This is a genomic window from Paracoccus aerius (assembly GCF_014656455.1).
Taxonomy (GTDB): Bacteria; Pseudomonadota; Alphaproteobacteria; order Rhodobacterales; family Rhodobacteraceae; genus Paracoccus; species Paracoccus aerius.
This window is the reverse complement of sequence record NZ_BNCL01000001.1, coordinates 385445-405791: the sequence shown is the minus strand read 5'-3', so window position 1 is coordinate 405791 and position 20347 is coordinate 385445. Positions and strand designations below refer to the sequence as shown.

Below are 20347 nucleotides of genomic sequence, written 5' to 3'. Positions count from 1 at the left end.
TCAGGGCAGGAAGTTGAAGCTGCGGTTCACGCCGACATAGATCCGTTCCTCGTCGTCGCGCACGCCGTCGCTGTCCTTGCTGCGGATGATGCTGGCACCCGCGACCAGCGAGAAGTCGTTGGGCAGCGCGCGGTTGTAGTCCAGGCCGAAGGACACGGATCGCGCATCCTCGCGGTCGCCGGTTTGCACTTGGCTTTCGCGATAGCGGATATTGGTGCCGATGCTGGACACTTCGGACAACTGGCGGCTGTAGCTGGCGGTGATGTCGGTGTTCAGCGCCTCGTCCCCGTCATCATCCGTGGCCGCCGCTTGGCGCAGCGAGGCTTGGAACTGCGACAGCCGGTTCAGCTGCTGGCTGTAGGCGATCTGGAAGATCGGGTCGTAATTGCCCTGAAAGCGCGTCACGCCGACCTGGCCGGACAGGTTGTAGCCCCGCATCTCCAAAGTGCGACCGATGTTGAAATTCTCGCGGCGGCCTTTGGTCCCCGGTTCAGATCCGAAGGACAGCGACCAGTCCCCCAGGGGCCGCGACCGGGTCAGGCCCAGCCGGACCGAAGGGCCTTCCGCCCGTTCAAGCGTTCCGTCATCTTCCTGGCGGCGGATATTGCTGCGGGCCAGTTCGACATCCAGGTTGGTCAGCTTGTCCACCTGTAGCGAGGCGCCGACGCCATAGCGGTCAGAGCGGCTGTCGGTGTCGTTGTCGCCATCAGTGCGGCTGGCTTGGGCCAAGACGCGGGCGCGGATCAGCGGCGTCGGCTCCAGGTAAAAGGTGACGTTGGCGCTACGGGTTTCGCTGTCGTTGAGGTCGGGATCGCTAGTGTCGGTATAATCGCGGCGCAGCCAGGACAGGCCGAATTCGCCGCCCAGCTTGGCCTCGCGGCCGAAGACATAGGTCAGCCGGGCGTCTGTCTGGGCCACCCGCCCCCTGTCCAGGGTGACGAATTCGTTGCTGAGATTGTCGAACAGGACTTCCTCGTCCAGGTCGTTCTCGCGATAGCCCAGTTCGGCCTCGATGGCGGAATTGCGGGCGCCGCGGCGGAACAGCATCCGTGCCTGCGGATCGCCCAGGGCAAAGGTCTTGTCCTCCTCAGGGTCATTCAGGCGAAAGGGCGCGGACAGCGAAAACTGCAGCGTCTGGACACGGGTGCCGGTGCGCAGGTTGATGTCCAGAGGCGTGATGCCGATCAGGTCGCCATCCTCGACCGCGATCTGCTGGCCGATGGTCAGCCGCGCCTCGGGGGCCGAAGGGTCGGTTTCCTGGGCAAGGCCGGCCAGCGGCAGCAGGGCCGCCAGAAGCCCCGCCAGCCCTGCCGTCGCGCAGCGGTGCCGCATTGCTGCCCTCACTCGAACAGGCCGCGCTCGGGAACGATGATCACGTCGCCTTCGGCCAGGACGGGATCCTGGTTCATGCCGGCGCCGCGCATGATCGCGGCATAGTTCACGGTGATCACCTGGCCCGGCATCGAGACGCGGCGCAACTGGATGCGCTTGGTGGCGGCAAAGGGCGTCAGCCCCCCGGCCTGGGACAGGGCCTGCAGGAAGGTGGTTCCCGGCAGCACGGCCTTGGGTCCGGGCGCGCTCGCCTCGCCCATGATGTAGATGTTGACCACGGCTTCTTCGGTTTCGGTGGGCACCACAGGCTCAATCAGGGGGGTGGCGGTCACAAAGACGGTGGGGGGCGACGCCAGCACGCCGGCCAGCGACTGGCTGATCTGGCTGCCCACGGCCGTCGGGGACTGGCCCGCGACCCGGATACTGCCGGCATAGGGAAAGTCGATGGTGCCGCCCGGCAGCACCACCAGCGTCCGGTTCAGCGATTCGTCTTCCAGCACCTCGATCGTCAGGCGGTCGCCCGACTGGATGCGGTATTCCTGCGCCGAAGCGCCTTGGGTGAAGGCCAGCGGCAAGGCCAGCAGGATCGCCAGCATGAAACGCAGCAGGATGGTCATGGATCAGTCCCTTTGTCTGTTTCCCGTCCGGTCAGGCCTTTGGCCGCTTTGTCCATTCGGGATCACTTGTTACCACAATGCCATGGGCAGGAGGTGAAGGAGGAGAAAAAATTCCCTCCTGTCACCACAGGATCACAGGCTTGCCGGAGGGGTTCAAGGTGGCGGTTAGGTTAGTTGTTCACCTGTTCCGCCACGGGTGCGGCGGCCTGGTCCCCCGATGACCCATCTTGGGTGGTCCCGCCCTGCCCGACCTCCTGGGGTGCGGCGGGGGCGTTCAGCCGGGCCAGGGTTTCGCGCGCAGCAGTGATCGAGGGGCCGTCCTGGCCTTCGAGCAGCATGTCCAGCCCCTTCTGCAGCTGCGCCTTCGCGGTTTCGGTCTTGCCCACCGCGGCCTGGACCACGCCCAGGTGCAGCTGCACGATGGGATCCTCGGCCAGACCCGCCGCCGCGCCCTCCAGATAGGGCAGCGCGGCCTGGCTGTCGCCGTTCAGGTGCTGGATCCAGCCATAGGTGTCCATGAAGGCGGGCACCTGGGTGTCCTTCAGCCGCCGCGCCACGGCCGAGGCCCGCGTCACCGCCTGGGGATCCGCGGATTTCCAGGTCGCCAGAAGGCTGGCCAGGTTGTTCGCGATCACCACCGAGGACGAGTTCTGCGCGTAAAGCCGTTCATAGATCGCGATGGCGCCATCGATGTCGCCCTTGCGCTCGACAAGGCCCGCCTTGCTCCACAACAGGTCGGGATGGTCGGGAAGGGCCGCCAAGGCCCGGTCGGTCAGCGCCAGGGCGCTATCCAGATCCCCTTCCTGCGAGGCCAGGCGGATCAGCGCCAGATGCGGGGGCAGGTCGTCCGGCTGTTCGTCGATCAGCCCTTGGAAGGTGCCCCGCGCGCCGGGCAAGTCATTGTTGGCGGTCTGGGCAATCGCCAAAACCATCCGCGCTGCGCGGCTGTCGGGCTGTGCGGCGACCATGTTCTGCGCCGTCGAAAGCGCGGCGGCCGCCTGGCCGGTGGCCAGCTGGGCGCGGACCAGGCTGATGCGGGCGCCGATTCCGGCATTGGCGGCATTGGCCTGTTCCTCGAGGTAGTCAAGCGCGGCCTGCTCGCCTTCCTCGTTGGCCAAGCGGTTCAAGTCCAGGCTTTCAGCCGCGGCAATGGCCTGGTCCGTGCCGATCTCGCGCAGGCGGTCGATCACGCCCTCGGCTCGCGGCAGGTCGGGCATGGACAGGTAGACCTGTCCAAGCGCCGTCAGCAGATCTAGGTTTTCCGGGGCCCGGCGCAAGGCGGGCAGGATTGCATCCTCGGCCGGGCGCCAGCGTTCCTCGGAAGCCAGGCGGGCTGTCAGGCGCAGCGTCTCGACCGGCGCGTTTCCAGAGGCGGCGGCGGCCTGCGACAGGTAATCGCGCGCCAGATCCGGCTCGCCCGCGCGGTCATAGGCGTCGGCCATTAGGCTCATCGCCTCGCTGTCCTCGGGCGCCTGATCCAGAACAGATCGCAGGCCCAGCACCGCATCGTCGACCCGGTCCTCCTGGATATCCCAGGCAGCCTTCAGCTTCAGCCCGCCGGGATGAGCCGCGTTCTGGGCTAGGACCTCGTCGACCTGCTGCCGGGCCGCGGCCTGATCGCCGGTTTCCACCAGCATCCGCGCCAGCTGGATCTTGACGTTCAGCGAGGTTTCCGAAGGCTCCGTCACCCCTTCCAGGACCGACCGGATCTCGGCGATGGCCTCGGCTGTCTTGCCGTCCTGGAAGTCGAAGCCTGCGCGCAGCGTGCGGAACAGCAGAGGATCGCCGCCTTCGGCGATGATGCGGTCCAGTTCGGCGCGGGCCGCTTCGGAGCCACGCTGCATTTCGACAAAGCGGACCAGATCCGCGCGGGGGGCCGGGTCGTCGGCGGGCGCCTTGCCGGCCAGTTCACGCAGAAAGGCCTCGGCCTTGTCGGGCTGGCCTTCCCCCATGTAGAAGCGGACCAGATCCGCCTTGGCCTCGGGATTTTCGGGAAACTTGTCCACGGTCAGACGCAGATGCGCCTCGATCGCGGGCTTGTCGTCCCGTTCCACCAGAAGCGCGAGGCGCTGCAGATAGCGTTGCGGATTGGTTGGCTGCAGTTCCATAAGCCGGGCGGTCAGCCGGTCTGCCTGATCCAGGTCGTCTGCCTGGGCGGCCCGGTCCAGCAGGACCCCCATCAGCATCTGGTCGTCGGGGCGGCCTTCGGCAAGCCTGGCGGCCTCTTCCCCCAGCCGTCCGCGCTCGGCGCTGTTCCCGGCCTCCGCGGCATCGTGATAGCGGCGGATCAGATCCAGCACCTGAACCTCGGGATCCTGGGGGCCGATCTCGGCTGCGCGGGTGGCGTGGCGAACGAATTCCTCGCGCTGCTGGCCCGCGAAGGCCAGACGGGCAAGAGCGATCCGGGTCGCCAGATCGTCGGGATACTGCTCGGCCAGGCGCAGATACTGGCTATAGGCCTGTGCCACGTCACCGCGGTCCTGAAAGGTTTCGGCCAGGGCCTTGCGGGCCTCGTAATGGGTGCCCTCGATGTCGAAGACATTGCGGAACTGCACGATGGCGCGGTCCGTGTCCCCCTGTTCCAGCAGTTCCAGGCCGGACTGGTAATATTCGTCGGCCCTTTCGGCCGAGGTCTTGCAGCCTGCAAGCGAGAAACCCAGCCCAAGGGCCAGCGTGGTGGACAAAAGAAGACGAATGCCCCGCCGGGAGGCAGTGGGGCTGGAAATGGCTTCGGCAATCATGATCGAAAACGTCTCGTCGCTTTGGGCGCGGCAGGCGCCGTTCTGGCCCCTGCAACGGAATGACGCGGCCTCAGTAACCTGTGCCGCGCAGAACCACCATCACGGTCCGGACCAGGATCTTCAGATCCAGCCAACCCGAAAGGTCGCGATGATATTCCTCATCATAGCGTACTCTTGCGACGAATTCCGATTCATTTCTTGCCGAGATCTGCCACAATCCCGTAATTCCCGGCCGCAACCGATAATAGGACCGCCCGCGATACATGTGCCGCTGATCGACCATCATCGGCCGCGGCCCAACCAGCGACATGGTGCCGTTCAACACGTTCAGAAGCTGCGGAAGCTCATCCATCGAAGTTTTCCGAAGCAGCCGGCCAAGCCGGGTGACGCGGGGATCCTTTTTCAGCTTCTGGGTGCTGTCCCACTGGCTGCGCGCCTCGGGGTCGCTTTCAAGATGCGCCTTGAGGTGGCGTTCGGCATCCACCACCATGCTGCGCAGCTTCCAGATGCGGAACACCCGGCCGTTCCGGCCCAGGCGTTTTTGCACGAAGAAGGGATTGTTGCCGTCGCAGGCCACCAAAAACGCCATCAGCAGGATCAGCGGGAGGGTGACCGGAGCGGTCAGCAGGACCAGCAGGGTCTCGATCACGCGCTTTGCGCCATTTCGATAAAGACCGCGTTCCTCGGCGACTTCGGGCAAAGCCATGTCCGGCAGAACCAGACTGGGCTTGAAATCGGTCATCCGCGTGTTGATCGTCAAAATTCCCTCCATCGAGGAAACACCATGAAACAAAATTTGGCGAAGGAGCCAGAGCCCCGGGCCGTCAGCAGATACAGTCCTGTCCGGAAACCCTCTGAACAAGACAAGGCAAGGCTACCATGCGCCGGAAGCAAGCTGAATGTTCAGATTGAAGATTTACTAAAATTTTATCCTTTTGGGGCATTTGCCTTGTGCCGAGGCAGGGCAAATTCTGGCTAAGGAATAGTTTTTCCCGGTCCAAACAATCCGAAGTAGAAAAATGGCCAAGGACATGTCGCATGGCCTGTCCGACTCACCGGCTTTTATCCTCTCTTTTAGGCAGTTGCTGCGGCGCGACCGGGCGTCAGGCTGGCATAACGGCGTTCGGGGGCGTATAGCCATTCTGCAGGGATCTTTCCGGAGTGCGTACCGCTTGAGCCAGTTCTATCTTGACCATTATGGCTTTTCGGTTCGCCCCTTCTCGATCCTGCCGGATCCTGGGATGCTGTTCTGGTCGGATCGCCACAAGAAGGCCTTTGCCGTTCTCGAATACGGGCTGATGACCCGCGCGCCCCTGACCGTCGTCACCGGCGAGGTGGGGGCGGGCAAGACCACGCTGATCCAAGCGCTGTTGCGCCGTGTGGATCCCGACACGCGGATCGGGCTGATCTCAAACGCGCGGGGCGACCGGGGCGATTTGCTGCGATGGATCCTCAACGCCTTTGACATCGCCACGCCGGCCGGGTCCGACTATGTGGGGATGTTCCAGACCTTCCAGGACTTCGTGCTGTCGGAATATGGCGCGGGCCGGCTGGTCGTCCTGATCTTCGACGAGGCGCAGAACCTGGGGGCCGACACCCTGGAAGAACTGCGGATGCTGACCAACATCAATTCCGGCACGGACGAGTTGTTGCAGCTGATCCTGCTGGGTCAGCCCGAGCTGCGCGAGATCATCACCCGGCCTGAGCTGCGCCAGTTTGCACAACGCGTCAGCGCCACCTTCCACCTGGGCAGCTTCGATCCCGATACCACCGCCGCCTATATCCGCCACCGGCTGCAGAAGGCTGGCGGCCGGGGGGACGAGATCGACGCCCCCGCCGCGGCCCGCATCCATGCCGAGGCGCGTGGCGTGCCGCGCATGATCAACAAGATCGCCGACTTGGCCCTGGTCTATGGCGCGGCGGCCGACCGGCAGTCCGTCGGGGCCGACATCGTCGACGAACTGATCCGCGACGGGCTGATCCTGACGGCGGCCCCCGAACCAACCCTGCCCGAACGGCCCGCGCGGCTTGTTCTGGCCCATGAACAAGAGGTCAAGCGGGACGCGACATGATCGACTTGCGGTTCTACTGGTCCCTTCTGATGCGGCGCCTGCCGGTGATGCTGGCGCTTTTCATCATCTGCTCGGTCTTCGGCGCGGTCTGGGCGATCCGCGCGCCTTCGACCTATTCCACCTCGGCCCGGCTGCTGGTGGAAAACCCGCGCATTCTGGAAAGTCGCGACACTAGTGCCGACTCTGCCAATGAGATGCTGCAGGTGATCGAACAGCAGCTTCTGACCCGAGCCAACTTGATCGACGTGGCCAACAAGCTCCATGTCTTTGGTCAGGACAGCACGCTAAGCGTCGACGAAAAGCTAGACGAGATGCGCGCAAACACTCGCATCACCCGGACCGGAGGGCGGGACGAGGCGACGATGATGCTGGTCAGCTTCACCTCGAAGAACCCACGCACGGCCGCTGCCGTGGTCACCGAATTTACAACACTGATCCTAGGTACCAACACTCGCAACCGCGTGGGCTTGGCCGAGAACCGCTTGGCCTTCTTCCAGCAAGAAGTTGACCGGCTCGGCCAGGATCTGGACGCGCAGAACGCCCGGATCCTGCAATTCAAGCGGGAAAATTCGGCCGCGCTGCCGGAGAACCTGCAATACCGCCAAGACCGCCAATCTTTGCTTCAGGAACGGGTAGCCCGGCTGGAAAGCGACCTCGCCGTGTTGCAGGCGCAACGCTCAGAAATGGTGCGGCTGTTCGAACAGACCGGTAACCTGCCCGCGAATGCCACGCCTCAGTCCCCCGAGGAACAGCAGCTTAGCGGCCTGCGGGCCGAGCTGAACAGCGTTCTGGGCGTCTATGCCGAGGACAGTCCCCGTGTCCGCGCGCTGAAAAACCGCATTGCCAATGCCGAAAGCGCTGTTCAGGCGCAGGGGATGACCGCTAAGACCGGCAATACCGGCAATTCGCTTCTGGACATAAACCTGTCCCAGATCGACAGCCGAGTCACCATGCTAGAAAATGACCGCGCGCAGGCTGGCCAAGAGCTGGAAGATCTGTCTGCCTCAATCAGCGCCACGGCAGCCAATGCCATCGCGCTTGGCGCCCTAGAACGGGACCAGCAGAACATCCAGGCCCGCTACAATGCGGCAGTGGCCAGCTTGGACCAGGCCCGTCAGGTTGAACGGGTCGAAACCTCGGCACAAGGCCAGCGCATCAGCGTCATCGAAGCCGCCAGCGTTCCTAGCCAGCCGTCGGGCCCAAACCGCAAGAAGATAGCGTTGGCGGGAATTGCCCTGGGCCTAGGGCTAGCTGGTGGCTTCTTTGTCCTCATGGAGTTTCTAAACAATACCATCCGTCGGCCGGCAGAACTGCAATCCCGCTTCCAGATCATGCCCCTTGCCGTGATACCCTTTATCGAAGGAAAGCGGGAGCGTCGACATCGCCAAGCTGTCCGGCTAGCCGCGATCCTTGCAGTGGTGGTCATCATACCGCTGGGCCTATGGGCACTGCATACACAATACATGCCGCTGGATATCCTGGCGCAGAAGATCGTCAACCGCTTGGGCTTGGGCTGAAGCAAAGGAAAATCCGGTCATGGAAAAGCTGCAAGCCGCCATTGAAATCGCCCGACAGAAGCGCGAGGCCGAACGCGGGGCGCCCCTGTCCTCTACCTCGTCTTCCGGAGATGCCGCAATCTTCGCGCCGGTGCCCGATACCGCCGCCCGATGGCAGGCGCTCCCGGAAGTCGACTTGGATCACACCGCCCTGATCCGGTCACGGATCCTGTCGCAAAGCGCGTCCCAAGAATCCACTCCCTTCGACGTGCTGCGAACGAAGATCCTGTACCAGATGCGCCAGAATGGTTGGTGCAGACTGGCAATCACATCCCCTTTGTCCAAATCCGGAAAGTCTACAACGGCCGTAAACCTTGCCCTGGCGCTTGGCCGCCAGCCGGAACTGCGTTCGATTTTGTTCGACTTCGACCTGCGCGCGCCCTCGGTAGCCGAAAAGTTGGGCTTGCCGCAACCGCCTTCGATCGCACCCTTGCTGCGCGGAGATCGCGACTTTGCCGAACATGCGCGGCGGATCGGCCCCAATCTGTCTTTGACTTTGTCAGGCGAGGCGGAAACAGACCCAACCCGGCTGCTGATGGCCGACACCACCCGCGACACCCTGACCCGGATTCAGGCCGATTACGAGCCCGACATCATGATCTTCGATCTTCCCTCGATTCTGATCGGTGATGATGCCCGTGCCTTCCTGCAGCATGTTGACTGCGCTCTGATCCTGGCCCGCGCCGACCAGACGCGCTATGGCGATTTCGACAGCTGCGAACGCGAGGTCGGAGAATATACCAATGTTCTAGGTGTGGTGCTGAACGGATACCGACACGGCGACGGAATGGCCGATGCCGAGGGCGGCATCTGAGAAGGCCGGGCGATGAGACATTCCCAGCAGGATGGATTACTTATATTCGATCAGCTCCGTCTGCTGGCCAAATAGGCGCTTCAGCCTATATTCAAGCACACCAAGTGCCTCGGGGAGCTTACCCAAGGTAGTAAAGACCGCCCGCAGCAGATTGCCATCGCGGCGCCACAGTCGGAGAACCTGAAGCGGCCAAGCCAGAAGAAGCGCCAGCAACATTGGATGGACAAAGATCGTCCCAAGAATCGCGGCCAGCGGTATGCCCAAGCCCCAGACCAGGGCGCGGCGGGTTTGCACAATATTGTGGCGTTCCGGCGCCCGCCCGTGCAGGGCTGCGCCTAGGGCATAGGAATAGCCCGCCCGCCGGGTCCGCCGCCACCATTGTCCAAAGCGATGCATAGCCGCATCGTGGCGCGCCATCTCGGCGTCTAGGCGCCAGATATACCAGCCCGCCCGGCGGAGGCGCAGGCACAGTTCGGGCTCCTCGCCCGCAATCAGGGCGGGATTAAAGCCATCGGCTTCGTGCAAGGCCTCAGCTCTGATTAGGGCAATGCCGCCGCAAGCCTCGACCTGCCCAACCGGGGTGTTCCATTCGTAGTCAATCAGCCGGTTGTACAGAGACGCGTCGGGCGCGATTTCGCGCAGCCGGCCGCAAGTTACCGCGGCCTGCGGGTTTTCAGCCATAAACCGGGACGCCAAAGGTAGCCAGCCGGGATCCAGGATGCAATCGCCGTCAATGAACTGGATATAGTCCGCGGGAGGTCCTACCAAGGCGGCAATCCCTGCATTGCGCGCCCGTGCTGCCGTAAAGGGCCGGGACATGTCCAGCGGCACCACTGTCACGCCCCGCGCGTGGGCTTGGGCAACGCTGTCGTCGGTTGACCCAGAATCAACATAGACGATTTGCCGGAAGTCAGCTACCAGCAAGCTGTCCAGGCAGCGGACTAACCGCTGTCCCTCGTTGCGGCCGATAGCCACGGCATCGATCACAGACATACCATCATCCCTCTCGTAAGGCAGACGTTTGGGCCGGATGACGGCGTGTCTGCCGAGTATAGGCGCTCCGATGCCCCGGTTCCGCCGGGCCGAGCTGTCCTACTGTGTCAGTAATGCGCCCCAGTTCCAGTCGTCCTGCTAGTGCCCCCGCCAGAAGCCATGTCACAGGGGTCAGGGTCGCATTCGGGATCAGGTCGATCATGTTAGCTGTCAAAGCCAGCGTCAGCCCGGCCGTCTCGGGGGTCAATGCCAGTTGCTTCCAACGCATCCCCAGGAAGATCATCGGAAGCAGCAGCAATCCGAACTGGGCCAGGTACCCGACCCAGCCTTGAGTGCCGATGACGATCACCCAGTAACCATCAGTGACGCTGAGATCCTCGCCCTCGGAGTCAAAGACCCGATTGCGCCCCCAGCCCCCCCAACCGAAAACCGGGCGGTCATTGGCCTTGTCCAGCAGTATGTCCTCGTTGTCGAAGCGATAGCGTAGGGAAGCCGCTCGATCTGGATCGACACCCTCGGCTAGGATCAGCGCGGTGTCGGTAGGCACCATATCCGCACCCCGCAGCATCGGAAAGACCAACAGCGTCGCAGCCAAGGCCGAGGCGCCGATGACCTGAAGGCGGACCGGCAGAAATACGATAATCGCCCCCAGCAACAGCCCGATTCCTAAGGCACCCACCCCTTTGGAAAGGACCAACGTCATGAACAGCCAGCTCGAGGCCACAAGCCAGCGCATCCTGTCCTTGCCTGAACTGCTACGCCATAAGGCCAAGGATGCTAGAAGCGATCCGCAAAAGAAGATCGCCAGCCACAGCCCGTGGTGAAGGAACACCACAGGGCGAAAGCCACCGGCGCGGAGGTGCTGGCGCCAGTCATGGGGAAAATAGCCATAGATGTCGCGGCTGAGCTGGGGCGAAAAGCGCACCTCGTACAGCGCAGGCAGAGAATAAAGCAACCCTGCGACCACCAGCCCGATCAGCAGAGTTCTTTGAGCAACTGGATGGGCCAAGTACTTCCGCGCTAAGAGAAACGGCAGAAGGGTGAACAAGGTGATGCCCAGGAAGGACGCTGCATCATAGGGCCGCAGGGCGGGTAGGATTATCGGCCCGTATCGCAGCGTGTCGCCATTCGTCAGGATAGTAGCCACCGCGCCCGCCAGCATCATGACCAATAGGATCCGCAACATACGGCTGCGCGGCCACAGGCCCGGCAGCACCATGCCCGGCGCAAGGGCCTTGTGCGGCATCGGTCTTGCCAACGTTGCGGCAGCCAGGACTGCCGCAAGGGCCGGAATGGAGTCCTTGTCCAGGCTGGGAACCGCCGGAAGCTCGATCGAGAAATTCCGGGGCAGCAGCAGATAGGCTCCTACGATCGCCGCCGTTACCGCCGCCGCAGGGGGCCGGCTGGCGAAAAGCCAGAACACCACAACAGGCCAGGAGAGGACAGCAATCATCGAGATCATGGCTGCTTCCTGCCACAACCCGGCCGGCGAGGCCACGGGGATCTGCGCCAGACCTGCAGGCGAAGATCCGGGGACAGCCCCCTGGCTGAGCTAGAAATTATTCTCGCGCAACCCTCTGGTAATATTGGATTCAATTCCAAGTTGATGAATCTTCAGGAACATTCACCCAGACAAGCTTGACGGAAATAGACATGCTTTCGAACGGCAGCCCAATTGCAACAGGCACGAGGATGCTGGCATGGCTGCCTGAGCGCCAAGGCAGCCAAAGGAAGAGTGATGCGTCTTTATTATTCCGTGTCATCGTCGGGAAACTTCGGCGACGATATGAACGAATGGTTTTGGGATGAAATGCTAACCGGCTGGCGGGAAGCTGAGCCAGATGTCACCATGTTCGGCATCGGCACCATCCTGGGACAGAAGATCCTGGCGGATCACCGGCGCGTTCTGGTCTGCGGCAGTGGGGCGGGCTATGGCGCCCTGGACGGGATCGATCATGGCAAGGTCGATGTGGCCTGGGTGCGGGGACCCCGCACAGCAGCGATGATCGGCCTGGACCGCCAGCTTGCGATCACCGATCCAGCCTGCATGGTCACGACAATGCCCGGCTTTTCGGACCTGCCCCGGGGATCGGGCGGGACGATCTTCATCCCGCATCGCTCAACGGCGCGTCTGGAGCTGGATTGGAAGACGATCGGGCATCATGCCGGGCTGCGCGTAGTCCTGCCCTCAAACGAAGCTCGTGATGTCATTGCCGAAATCGGCAGCGCAGGGCTGGTCGTCACGGAATCTATGCACGGAGCCATTTTCGCCGATGCCTTCCGGGTTCCATGGATACCGATAAGAATATCAAACGAATTCAACGATTTCAAATGGCATGACTGGGCCGACAGTGTTGAAGTCCAGATGCAGGTCCAGGAAGCCCTGGCCTTGCCCCGGAAGCTGTGGTTCCTGCTGAGGGATGCCAAGGCCAGGCTGGCTGCCGGCAAGGCGATCAAAGCGTCTTCTCCTCCAGACGCCGTTCCCGCGCGGCAGGCGGGCTCGGTGCCGGCTGACCTTGGTGATGCCGGAAGGCGGCGGGTCAAGACAATGGCCAAGGCTCTTGCCCCTGTGCTGGAACTTGCCATCGGGCGCGATCTGAAACGGGTCAGCCGAACATCCCCCTGTCTGAGCCGGGAAGGTGTCGTGGCCAACCGGATCGACCGGATCCGCGACCAGCTGGACCTTGTTCAGCGTCGGATCGACAGGAATTTGGGCAAGATCTGAGCGAAACGATCAGGGCGAAAGCGAAGGCGGCTGCCAATTTCCGGCACGATCCGCTTCGATCTCGGCCACGGCGCGGGCCTTGCCGACGGTCAGCGCGCGGCGCTGATAGGCGCGAATGAAGCGGCGCAGATCGTCATCCCCATGCTGCCGTTCACGGCGCAGCCAGGCCCCCAGGAATCCCTGGATGGTGGCCAGGCCGCCAAGCACATAGGGGGGATGGGCCATCCGGTAAAGCCCGGTAGCCAAGAAATACAAAGGATCCGAACCCATGTAATATTGGCCGAACCCGTGCCTCCGCCGTCCCGTGAAGACGCTTTTCTGCGACGATCCCATCGGCCGCAGATGTTCGAAGCGCAGGTCGTCGTCGTTCCAGCTGACTGCGATCCAACCCAGCTGGCGGGCCTTGTGGCAGTCGATCGCGTCCCACATCACCTCGCGGACGAAACCGCCGATCTGGGCAAAGCATTCGCGACGATAGAACTTGGTCATGCCGACCGACATCTCGTCGCCGCATTTTTCCGATATCCAGCTGCCGGCTGCATTGCGGAACCAGGGCTTGCCCGAACAGGTGCCGATGCGGGGATTTTCCTCCATCCGCGCCATCAGGATCTCGAAGTATCTGGGCGGAAGATCCAGGTCCAGATCCAGCTTGCACAGATAGGGATAGGCGGACGCATCCACCTGATCCAGTCCATAGTAGAAGGCCTCGATCACCCCCGGCCCCACGGCGCGATGGCCGCGATCGGGCTTGGTCACGACCTGGATAAAGGAATGGCGGGCGGCGTAATTAGCCAGGATGGCGGGCGTGTCATCGGTCGAGCCGTCATCGACAATGATCCATTTCGCCGGCAGCACGCTTTGTGCAGTTACGCTGTCCAGCGTTCGGCGCATGTAATCAGACTCGTTCCGGCATGGCGAAACCAGAAGATAGGCGCGAGTATCATTAGCCCTTTGCGGGATCAGAGAGTGCACGGCAGACCTTTCCGACAGGGATTTGTCACCTGCGGTTTTGCCCTGCGCCTTGTCGAATCACAAGAAGGGGACAAGCCGCACCACCGCAAGGAGAAAGGCATGGGTGGAAGAAGGTCGCTGTCTCGCGCAAAAATTGTATGCGATTCATTCAATCAACCCTGAAGAAGCATCCTTCGCCTTTTTTTTTGCAGTGGGCTTAATATTTCTTTTCCTGCTTCCATTATTGGCTTTTAAGGCTTGTTCGTCGCAGGACGGAAATGATAAAAATTTAAAGGATGTCGGCCTGTGCCGATAACTAGTAAAAGGTGTATCATGAACGCTATCAAGACCCTTCTGGCCGGCCTGGTTCTTGCCGCTTCCACCGTTGGTGCCAATGCCGCAACGTATTATGCTAACAACATTGTGAGTGTGACTCCGGGCACCTGCACAGGTTCGGAAGCGGCCTGCTCCTGGAACGACCGCGAAAACGTTAACAATGCTGTCGATGGGGACGACAATACCTTCTATGCCTTGGGATTTGGCGGCGAGATCGTCGTCAGCTTCGCAAAAGCGGTGTTCACGGAAGCACAGAATGTTTCGGCTTTCGAAGTCACCTTCAACCGCATGGTTGGCCATGATGAGGCGGCTGACGTCTACTCAATCCTGGGTGGCGTCGAAACCTTCCTGGGCACGATCACCAACTTCATCGATGGCAACAGCCTTTTTGCTGGAACGGACTTTGACTCTATCAAGCTGGTTGACGTCTCGCTGCGGGAGTTCCCGACGACCTCGAGCTTTGACGGGTTCGACCTAAGCGCGGTCAAGGTTTCGGCCGTTCCGCTGCCGGCTGCTGGCGTTCTTTTGCTGGCAGGCCTAGGTGGTCTGGCTGCCATGCGCCGTCGCAAGACCGCTGCCTGATCCGCAAGCATCACGAATTACAAAAGCCCGCCCATCCCTGGGTGGGCTTTTTGCCATCTTCGTCCGTCATGCCGGACCGGCAACAGGAATATGACCAACTTGTCTGCATGGACAACATGAAACCTTCTCATCGGCAGGCTAGTATCGCGCCATAAGGGAATCTTCCTGTTCATTGTCATTGGTTCAAAGGTATCGCAGTTCATGACCTCCAGCGAAAACATCGCAGCCGTATCGAACCAGACATCCTTCAACATTGCCGGGATGTTCCTGCTGGCCTTGGCCACCGTTGTTGCAGGCTGGTTCTTCATCGATGGCCTGGATGCCCTGCTGCTGGCATGGCAGACGCCCGAATACAGCCATGGCCCTCTGATCCCGGTCCTGTCGGCGCTGATGTTCCTGCGGGAACTGAAGCATTATCCACCCCAGGAAGGCCCCGTCACTGATCGCTGGCCGGGGGTCGCAGTGATCCTGCTGGCCTTCCTGTTCGGTGCCCTTGGCAAACTGGCGCAGGTGGACGACATCGTCGCCTATGCCACGATCATCTGGGTGGCGGGGATTATCCTGGTCACGATGGGCTGGTCGCGGGGCTGGCTGTTCTGGCCCTCGGTCCTGCACCTGGTCTACATGCTGCCCCTGCCCGCGACGCTTTATTACAAGGTGTCGATCTGGCTGCAGATGGTGTCGTCGGAAATCGGCGTGGGGATCCTGAAGCTGCTGTCGGTGCCGGTCTTCCTGGAAGGCAACATCATCGACCTGGGCGTGATGCGCCTGCATGTGGCCGAGGCCTGTTCGGGCCTGCGCTACCTGTTCCCGATCATGTCATTTTCCTACATCTTCGCGGTCCTCTACCAGGGCCCGAAATGGCACAAGGCGGTGCTGCTGCTGGCGGCGGTGCCGATCACGGTCTTCATGAACTCGGTCCGCATCGCCGTGGCCGGGATTATCGCCAATGTCTACGGCATCGAATGGCTGGAAGGGTTCACCCATTTCTTCGAAGGCTGGGTGATCTTCATCATCTGCATCGCGCTGCTGTTCGGGCTTGCCCGGCTGATGCTGCTGTTCCACTCGGGCCGCCCGAAGCTGGCCGATGCCCTGGATCTGGACACGTCGGGCCTGCTGGCGCAAGCGGGGCGGATCCGGATGATCCGTCCGTCCGCCGCGCTGGCCGCGGCGGCCCTGGCGGGAATGGCAGCCCTGGCCGCCTGGCAGATAGTGCCGCAGGACCGCGGCCACCAGGTTCAGCGCAGCGCCTTTGCGATGTTCCCCACCCGCCTTGGCGAATGGGAGCAACGCGGCCCCGAGGAACGCCTGACCCCCGAGATCGCTAAGACGCTCGGCGCCGACGATTATCGCCAGGCAACGATGATTCGGGACGCAGCCACCCCGCCGGTCGGGCTGTTCATGGCCTTCTATCACGATCAATCGAAGGGCGGCGTCCATTCCCCCGAAATCTGCCTGCCCTCCTCGGGGTGGGAAATCGCCAAGCTGGAACGCGTGGACATCTCGTCCAAGCTGGGGGTCGAGGGGCAGTTCATGCTGAACCGCGCCATCATCCAGAAGGGTGAATCGCGGATGATGGTCTATTACTGGTTCCAGCAGGGTGATCGTCGCGTCGCCTGGGATGTCGCGGCCAAGTTCCATCTGCTGATGGACGGCGTCCGCACCGGCCAGACCGACGGCGGCATCGTGCGCCTGACCACCCCGATGGGCCCCGAGGAATCCGAGGATTCGGCCGAGGCACGGCTGCTTGAGATGACCCGTGGTGTCATCGACCCCCTGCCGCGCTTCATGCCGGAAGACTGATCAGGACAGCAGCCCCGGGGGCGAGCCTGGCTTTCCTTCCAGGATCCAGCGATAGATCCTGGCGATCTGGCGGGCCTTGGCGGGCCAAGTGAAATCGCCGGTCGCCCGGGCGCGTGCAGCCCGGGACAGATCCGGCAGGACCGACGGATCGGCCAGGACGGTTTCCAGGGTGGTCCTCAGATCCTGGATGATCCTGTCGCGCGGACCGATCGGGATCTTGAAGCCGGTTTCTTCGGTCACAAGCTCACCCGGGCCGGCATAGTCGACCACTATCGGCACCACGCCAAGCGCCATCGCTTCCAGGACGACGCCGCCGCCGAACTCGCGGATCGAGGGAAAGGTCAGCAGGTTGGCACGCACGGCCACGTCCTGGACGGCCTCGTGTGCAAGGTTGCCGTGAAAGGTCACGGCGGCCCCGATACCTAGGTTGCGGACTTGCGCCTGCAACCCTTCCCTCATCGGCCCGTCGCCGATCATGTCCAGCACCAGCCGTCCGTCCCGCGCCAGCGGCGCAATCGCCTCGATCAGCATGTCGGGGCCCTTGTAGGGCACCAGCCGGCCAATGAAGCAGGCCCGAAGCGGCCCGGCCAGATCCTGCGGTGCCGTCATGTTGAAGCGGGCGGGATCGATGGCATTTTCCGGCAACCAGATGGTCTTGGACCAATAGGCCGCCGGGATCTCGCTTTCCGTATGGCGGGAGCCGGCAAGGATGGCCGCAGATGCAGCCAGGCTGCGGCCGCGCAACGGGTTCAGCTTGTAGGCGCCGCGGACATAGGACAACCATTCGCGCTCGCGCCGCCGTTCGGCCTCGAAGCCCTTGGGCCAAGGCACGCCGCCGTTCAGCGGCCCCAGCACGAAGGGCACCTTGGCAGCCGCGATCCTGGCGGCGATGGGCGAGGCCACGGTCGGCGACAAGGGCGTCACCCGGTGGACAAGGTCAAATTCGCCCGCGCAGATCCGGTCGCCGAACCGCTTCCAGACAAGGCGCTCGAAATAGGGATAGGTCAGCGCGTTTATGGCCGTGGTCATGGTCCAGCCCTTGCCCTTGCCCATGCGCAGGACCTCGGCCACCCGGAACATGGGACGGGCGATCGCTTCGCTGTCGATCACCGTGAAGTCCTGGCCTTCGACCAGGCCGGCCCGCAGGATCCCCTCGCGGTTGCGGATCTGCGTCACGATGTGAACATCGGCAACCTCCCGCAGGGCCGAGGCCAGGGACCAGCCGACCAGGGGAACCGAGACCCATTCGGGATTGGCGGCCTCGGCAATGACCAGGACGCGAGGACGAAAGGGAGTCATGGCAAGTCCCTCAAGGCGGCGGCAAGGGCATCGGCGCTGCGACGCGAACTGAAGCCTTCGACGATCCGTCTTCGTGCCGCCGTTCCAACGGTTCTGCGCAGGTCGGGATTTTCCATCAGCCTGAACATGGCCAGGGCCAGGGCCAGGGCATCGTCGGGTGGAACTAGAAGGCCATCCTGGCCTTGGGTGATCAGTTCCCGGACCCCGCCGGCCTCGGTCCCGATCACCGGCAGTTCGCAGGCCATCGCCTCCATATAGGCCACGCCCAAAGGTTCATGGCGGCTGGCCAGGACAAAGCCGTCCGCCGCTTGCAGTTCATCGCGCACATCGGCCTGCGTGACAGATCCCAGAAGCGCAACGATGTCGCCAAGCCCGGCTGCCGAAAGGACAGCGTCCAGGTCGCGATGATAGCCGGTGCCGCCTTGCTCGTCCTCGCCAGCGATGCGGACGCGGAAGGGCAGATCGGGATGCCGGGCGCGCAGAAGACCTGCCGCCTCGATCAGGGTTTCGTGGCCCTTGACCCTGTTCAGTCGCGCGCAGCAGAACCAGGTAAAGGGTACGGGGCTGTCCTGGCGCGGCACCTTGGGGGGGCTGAAATGATCGGTGTTCACCCCCATCGGTACGACCTGCACCTTGTCCATCATATCGGGCATGACCTCGGCCACCTGCGCGCGCAGGGTTTCGGTAATCACGAAGACAAAGGCGGCATTCTTCCACTTGAAGGGCTGCTCTGGGCCGTAATCGGCCAGCGGTCCGTGGAGGACCAGGCTGTAGGTTAAGCCACTGATCTGGTGGCACAAGGCGGCGATCAGGGCAAAATTGGCGCAGGAATGGACATGCAGATGGGTCAGCCCCCGTGTCCGGCAGATCCGGGCCAGGCGCAGCGCCATCAGCACGAAGGCCCAGGCCTTCGGCTGGCGCAGGATCCGGCGGATATCGGGATCCGACGCCAATCGCGGCAAGGCCGCGGGCAGATCCACCATGAGCCGCGCCAGTTCCGCCTTGGGCAGCGGGTAAAGCTGGATCGCGCTGGCCTGTTCGACCCAATCGTGCCAGACCGGCTTGGGGGCCAGCCGGGTCGAGATGATCTGCGCGCCGATGCCTTGACCCGCCTGCAGGGCCTCGATCTCGCGCCAGAAAAAGGAATGGGTCTGTCCCGGGAATTCGGGGATCAGGACGGCGATCCGGCCGGGAAGAGTCATGCCTTGTTTCCTTCACCCTGAAACAGCGCGGCAAGCTTCTTGGCCTCGCACGCGATATTGAACTCGGCCTCGACCGTCCTGCGCCCGGCCTCGCCCATCCGGACGGCCTTGTCCGGGGCCGAGAGGATGTCGCAGACCGCTGCGGCCAGGGCGGCGCCGTCGCCCGGCGCCACAACTCGTCCCGATATGCCGTCCTCGACCAGTTCGGGAATGCCTGCAACACGGGTCGCTACCACCGGGCGGCGGGCGGCCATCGCCTCCATCAGCACAACCGGAACCCCTTCGGCAAAGGACGGCAGCACGAAGGCCGCCGAACGGGCCAAGGCCAGGGCCACCTCGTCCTGGCTTTGATAGCCGGCAAAGCGCACCGCGCCGGACAGGCCTAGCCGTTGCACCTGATCCTGCAGCCTTTCCCGGTCTGGCCCGTCGCCGATCAGGGTCAGATGCGCGTCGGGATGGGCGGCCAGGATCTGCGGCATTGCCTCGATCAGCACCGGCACCCCCTTGGCCGCAGCTAGGCGCCCCACGAAAAGAAGACCCTTGCCCGTGGCCGGGGGCGCGTCATAACGCGCGGGCTCGACCCCGCAATGGACGATGTGCAGCCTGGACCAATGCTCGGCCGGGCTGGCCAGCATCGCCTGGGACCGGCAGAAATGAGAGATGCAGGACACGAAGACCGCATCGGCGATCTTGGCATCCAGCCGCCACAGCCTGGGATCGGTGAAGTCGGCGGGCCCGTGTAAGGTGAAGCTGAAAGGAATGCCCGCCAGCCGCGCGGCCAGAAGTGCCACATTGCTACTAGCCTGAGCAAAATGATTATGCAGATGGGTTGCGCCTTGCGCCTTCAGGTGCTGCGCCAGCACCGTGGCCTCCAGGAAATAGAACAGTTGATAGATCGTTGCTCGCAATCCTGGCCCTCGCATTGCCCAAGCTTTACGCAAGCTTTTCCAATAAAGGCCGGGCTTCTTCAGCGCCGCGCACTGGGCGCCGATCAGGCGGCGCGGGTTCTTCGCTGCTTCCAGAACGTTGAAGGTCGCATGCGCCTCGGCTCGTTCGGCCGGGCCGCGATGATGGGCAGGCCCAGTACAGCGGACAGAACATGTGAAAACGTCAAGCCCTTGCGCCCGAAGCGCCGCCACCTCTCGCAGGATGAAGGTATGCGAGACAGCGGGATATTCACCGGCCAGATAGGCAATGCGGGAGGAAGGCATTATTAGTGAACTCTTGAAATTTGTTCAGCGGCATCTAAGCGGAAAATACGCGGCAAGGCTATGGCCGCCAGGCAAAGGAATTTCCTAAGGGCCGTATCCGCTGGTGAAAGATG

At 62.9% G+C, this 20347-nt stretch carries 16 protein-coding genes; 6 read left to right on the top strand and 10 right to left on the bottom strand.

The window, feature by feature from the left end; translation table 11 throughout:
• The 4 genes from IE224_RS02035 to IE224_RS02020 form a co-directional block, all read right to left on the bottom strand.
• The gene (locus IE224_RS02035; protein ID WP_191307565.1) at positions 1-1332 is read right to left on the bottom strand and encodes a PorV/PorQ family protein; all 1332 of its coding nucleotides are present in this window, start codon (positions 1330-1332) and stop codon (positions 1-3) included.
• Between the two features lie 8 nt (positions 1333-1340).
• Complete coding sequence (locus IE224_RS02030; RefSeq protein WP_191307563.1) at positions 1341-1949, bottom strand: polysaccharide biosynthesis/export family protein; 609 nt, start codon at positions 1947-1949, stop codon at positions 1341-1343.
• A gap of 170 nt (positions 1950-2119) precedes the next feature.
• The gene (locus IE224_RS02025; RefSeq protein WP_191307561.1) at positions 2120-4690 is read right to left on the bottom strand and encodes a tetratricopeptide repeat protein; all 2571 of its coding nucleotides are present in this window, start codon (positions 4688-4690) and stop codon (positions 2120-2122) included.
• A gap of 70 nt (positions 4691-4760) precedes the next feature.
• Positions 4761-5450 (bottom strand): sugar transferase, encoded by a 690-nt coding sequence (locus IE224_RS02020; protein WP_229849208.1) that lies wholly within the window; start codon positions 5448-5450, stop codon positions 4761-4763.
• A gap of 412 nt (positions 5451-5862) precedes the next feature.
• Here IE224_RS02020 and IE224_RS02015 point away from each other — a divergent pair, with 412 nt between their 5' ends.
• From IE224_RS02015 to IE224_RS02005, 3 genes are read left to right on the top strand one after another with little or no spacing between them, the layout of a single operon-like run.
• Positions 5863-6762 (top strand): ExeA family protein, encoded by a 900-nt coding sequence (locus IE224_RS02015; RefSeq protein ID WP_229849207.1) that lies wholly within the window; start codon positions 5863-5865, stop codon positions 6760-6762.
• Positions 6759-8279, top strand: a complete 1521-nt coding sequence (locus IE224_RS02010; protein WP_191307558.1) for a GumC family protein — start codon at positions 6759-6761, stop codon at positions 8277-8279. Before IE224_RS02015 ends, IE224_RS02010 begins: the two co-directional genes overlap by 4 nt.
• Before the next feature lie 19 nt (positions 8280-8298).
• Positions 8299-9132, top strand: coding sequence for a CpsD/CapB family tyrosine-protein kinase (locus IE224_RS02005; protein WP_191307556.1), 834 nt, complete (start codon positions 8299-8301; stop codon positions 9130-9132).
• A 36-nt stretch (positions 9133-9168) separates the two neighbouring features.
• Here IE224_RS02005 and IE224_RS02000 read toward each other — a convergent pair whose 3' ends face one another.
• Entirely contained in the window at positions 9169-10125 is a 957-nt protein-coding gene (locus tag IE224_RS02000) for a glycosyltransferase family 2 protein (protein WP_191307554.1), read from the bottom strand.
• Positions 10126-10129: 4 nt separating this feature from the next.
• Positions 10130-11587, bottom strand: a complete 1458-nt coding sequence (locus IE224_RS01995) for a hypothetical protein (RefSeq protein WP_191307553.1) — start codon at positions 11585-11587, stop codon at positions 10130-10132.
• Between the two features lie 276 nt (positions 11588-11863).
• Here IE224_RS01995 and IE224_RS01990 point away from each other — a divergent pair, with 276 nt between their 5' ends.
• The gene (locus IE224_RS01990; RefSeq protein ID WP_191307552.1) at positions 11864-12850 is read left to right on the top strand and encodes a polysaccharide pyruvyl transferase family protein; all 987 of its coding nucleotides are present in this window, start codon (positions 11864-11866) and stop codon (positions 12848-12850) included.
• Between the two features lie 9 nt (positions 12851-12859).
• Here the strand turns inward: IE224_RS01990 and IE224_RS01985 are convergent, their stop codons facing one another.
• Complete coding sequence (locus IE224_RS01985) at positions 12860-13822, bottom strand: glycosyltransferase family 2 protein (protein ID WP_268246530.1); 963 nt, start codon at positions 13820-13822, stop codon at positions 12860-12862.
• A gap of 312 nt (positions 13823-14134) precedes the next feature.
• Between IE224_RS01985 and IE224_RS20930 the strand changes: the two genes are divergently transcribed.
• Together IE224_RS20930 and xrtD are read left to right on the top strand one after the other, a co-directional pair.
• Complete coding sequence (locus tag IE224_RS20930; protein WP_229849206.1) at positions 14135-14719, top strand: VPLPA-CTERM sorting domain-containing protein; 585 nt, start codon at positions 14135-14137, stop codon at positions 14717-14719.
• A gap of 201 nt (positions 14720-14920) precedes the next feature.
• Positions 14921-16522 (top strand): VPLPA-CTERM-specific exosortase XrtD, encoded by a 1602-nt coding sequence (gene xrtD / locus IE224_RS01975; protein WP_191307549.1) that lies wholly within the window; start codon positions 14921-14923, stop codon positions 16520-16522.
• On the opposite strand, the gene IE224_RS01970 is transcribed toward xrtD, so the two are convergent.
• From IE224_RS01970 to IE224_RS01960, 3 genes are read right to left on the bottom strand one after another with little or no spacing between them, the layout of a single operon-like run.
• A complete protein-coding gene (locus IE224_RS01970; protein WP_191307547.1) occupies positions 16523-17821 on the bottom strand; it encodes a glycosyltransferase family 4 protein in 1299 nt (432 codons plus the stop codon).
• Positions 17818-19023 (bottom strand): exopolysaccharide biosynthesis GT4 family glycosyltransferase EpsE, encoded by a 1206-nt coding sequence (gene epsE / locus IE224_RS01965; protein WP_191307545.1) that lies wholly within the window; start codon positions 19021-19023, stop codon positions 17818-17820. Before epsE ends, IE224_RS01970 begins: the two co-directional genes overlap by 4 nt.
• On the bottom strand, positions 19020-20234 hold the full coding sequence (locus tag IE224_RS01960; protein ID WP_191307543.1) for a glycosyltransferase family 4 protein: 1215 nt from the start codon (positions 20232-20234) through the stop codon (positions 19020-19022). Before IE224_RS01960 ends, epsE begins: the two co-directional genes overlap by 4 nt.
• Positions 20235-20347: the final 113 nt, after the last annotated feature.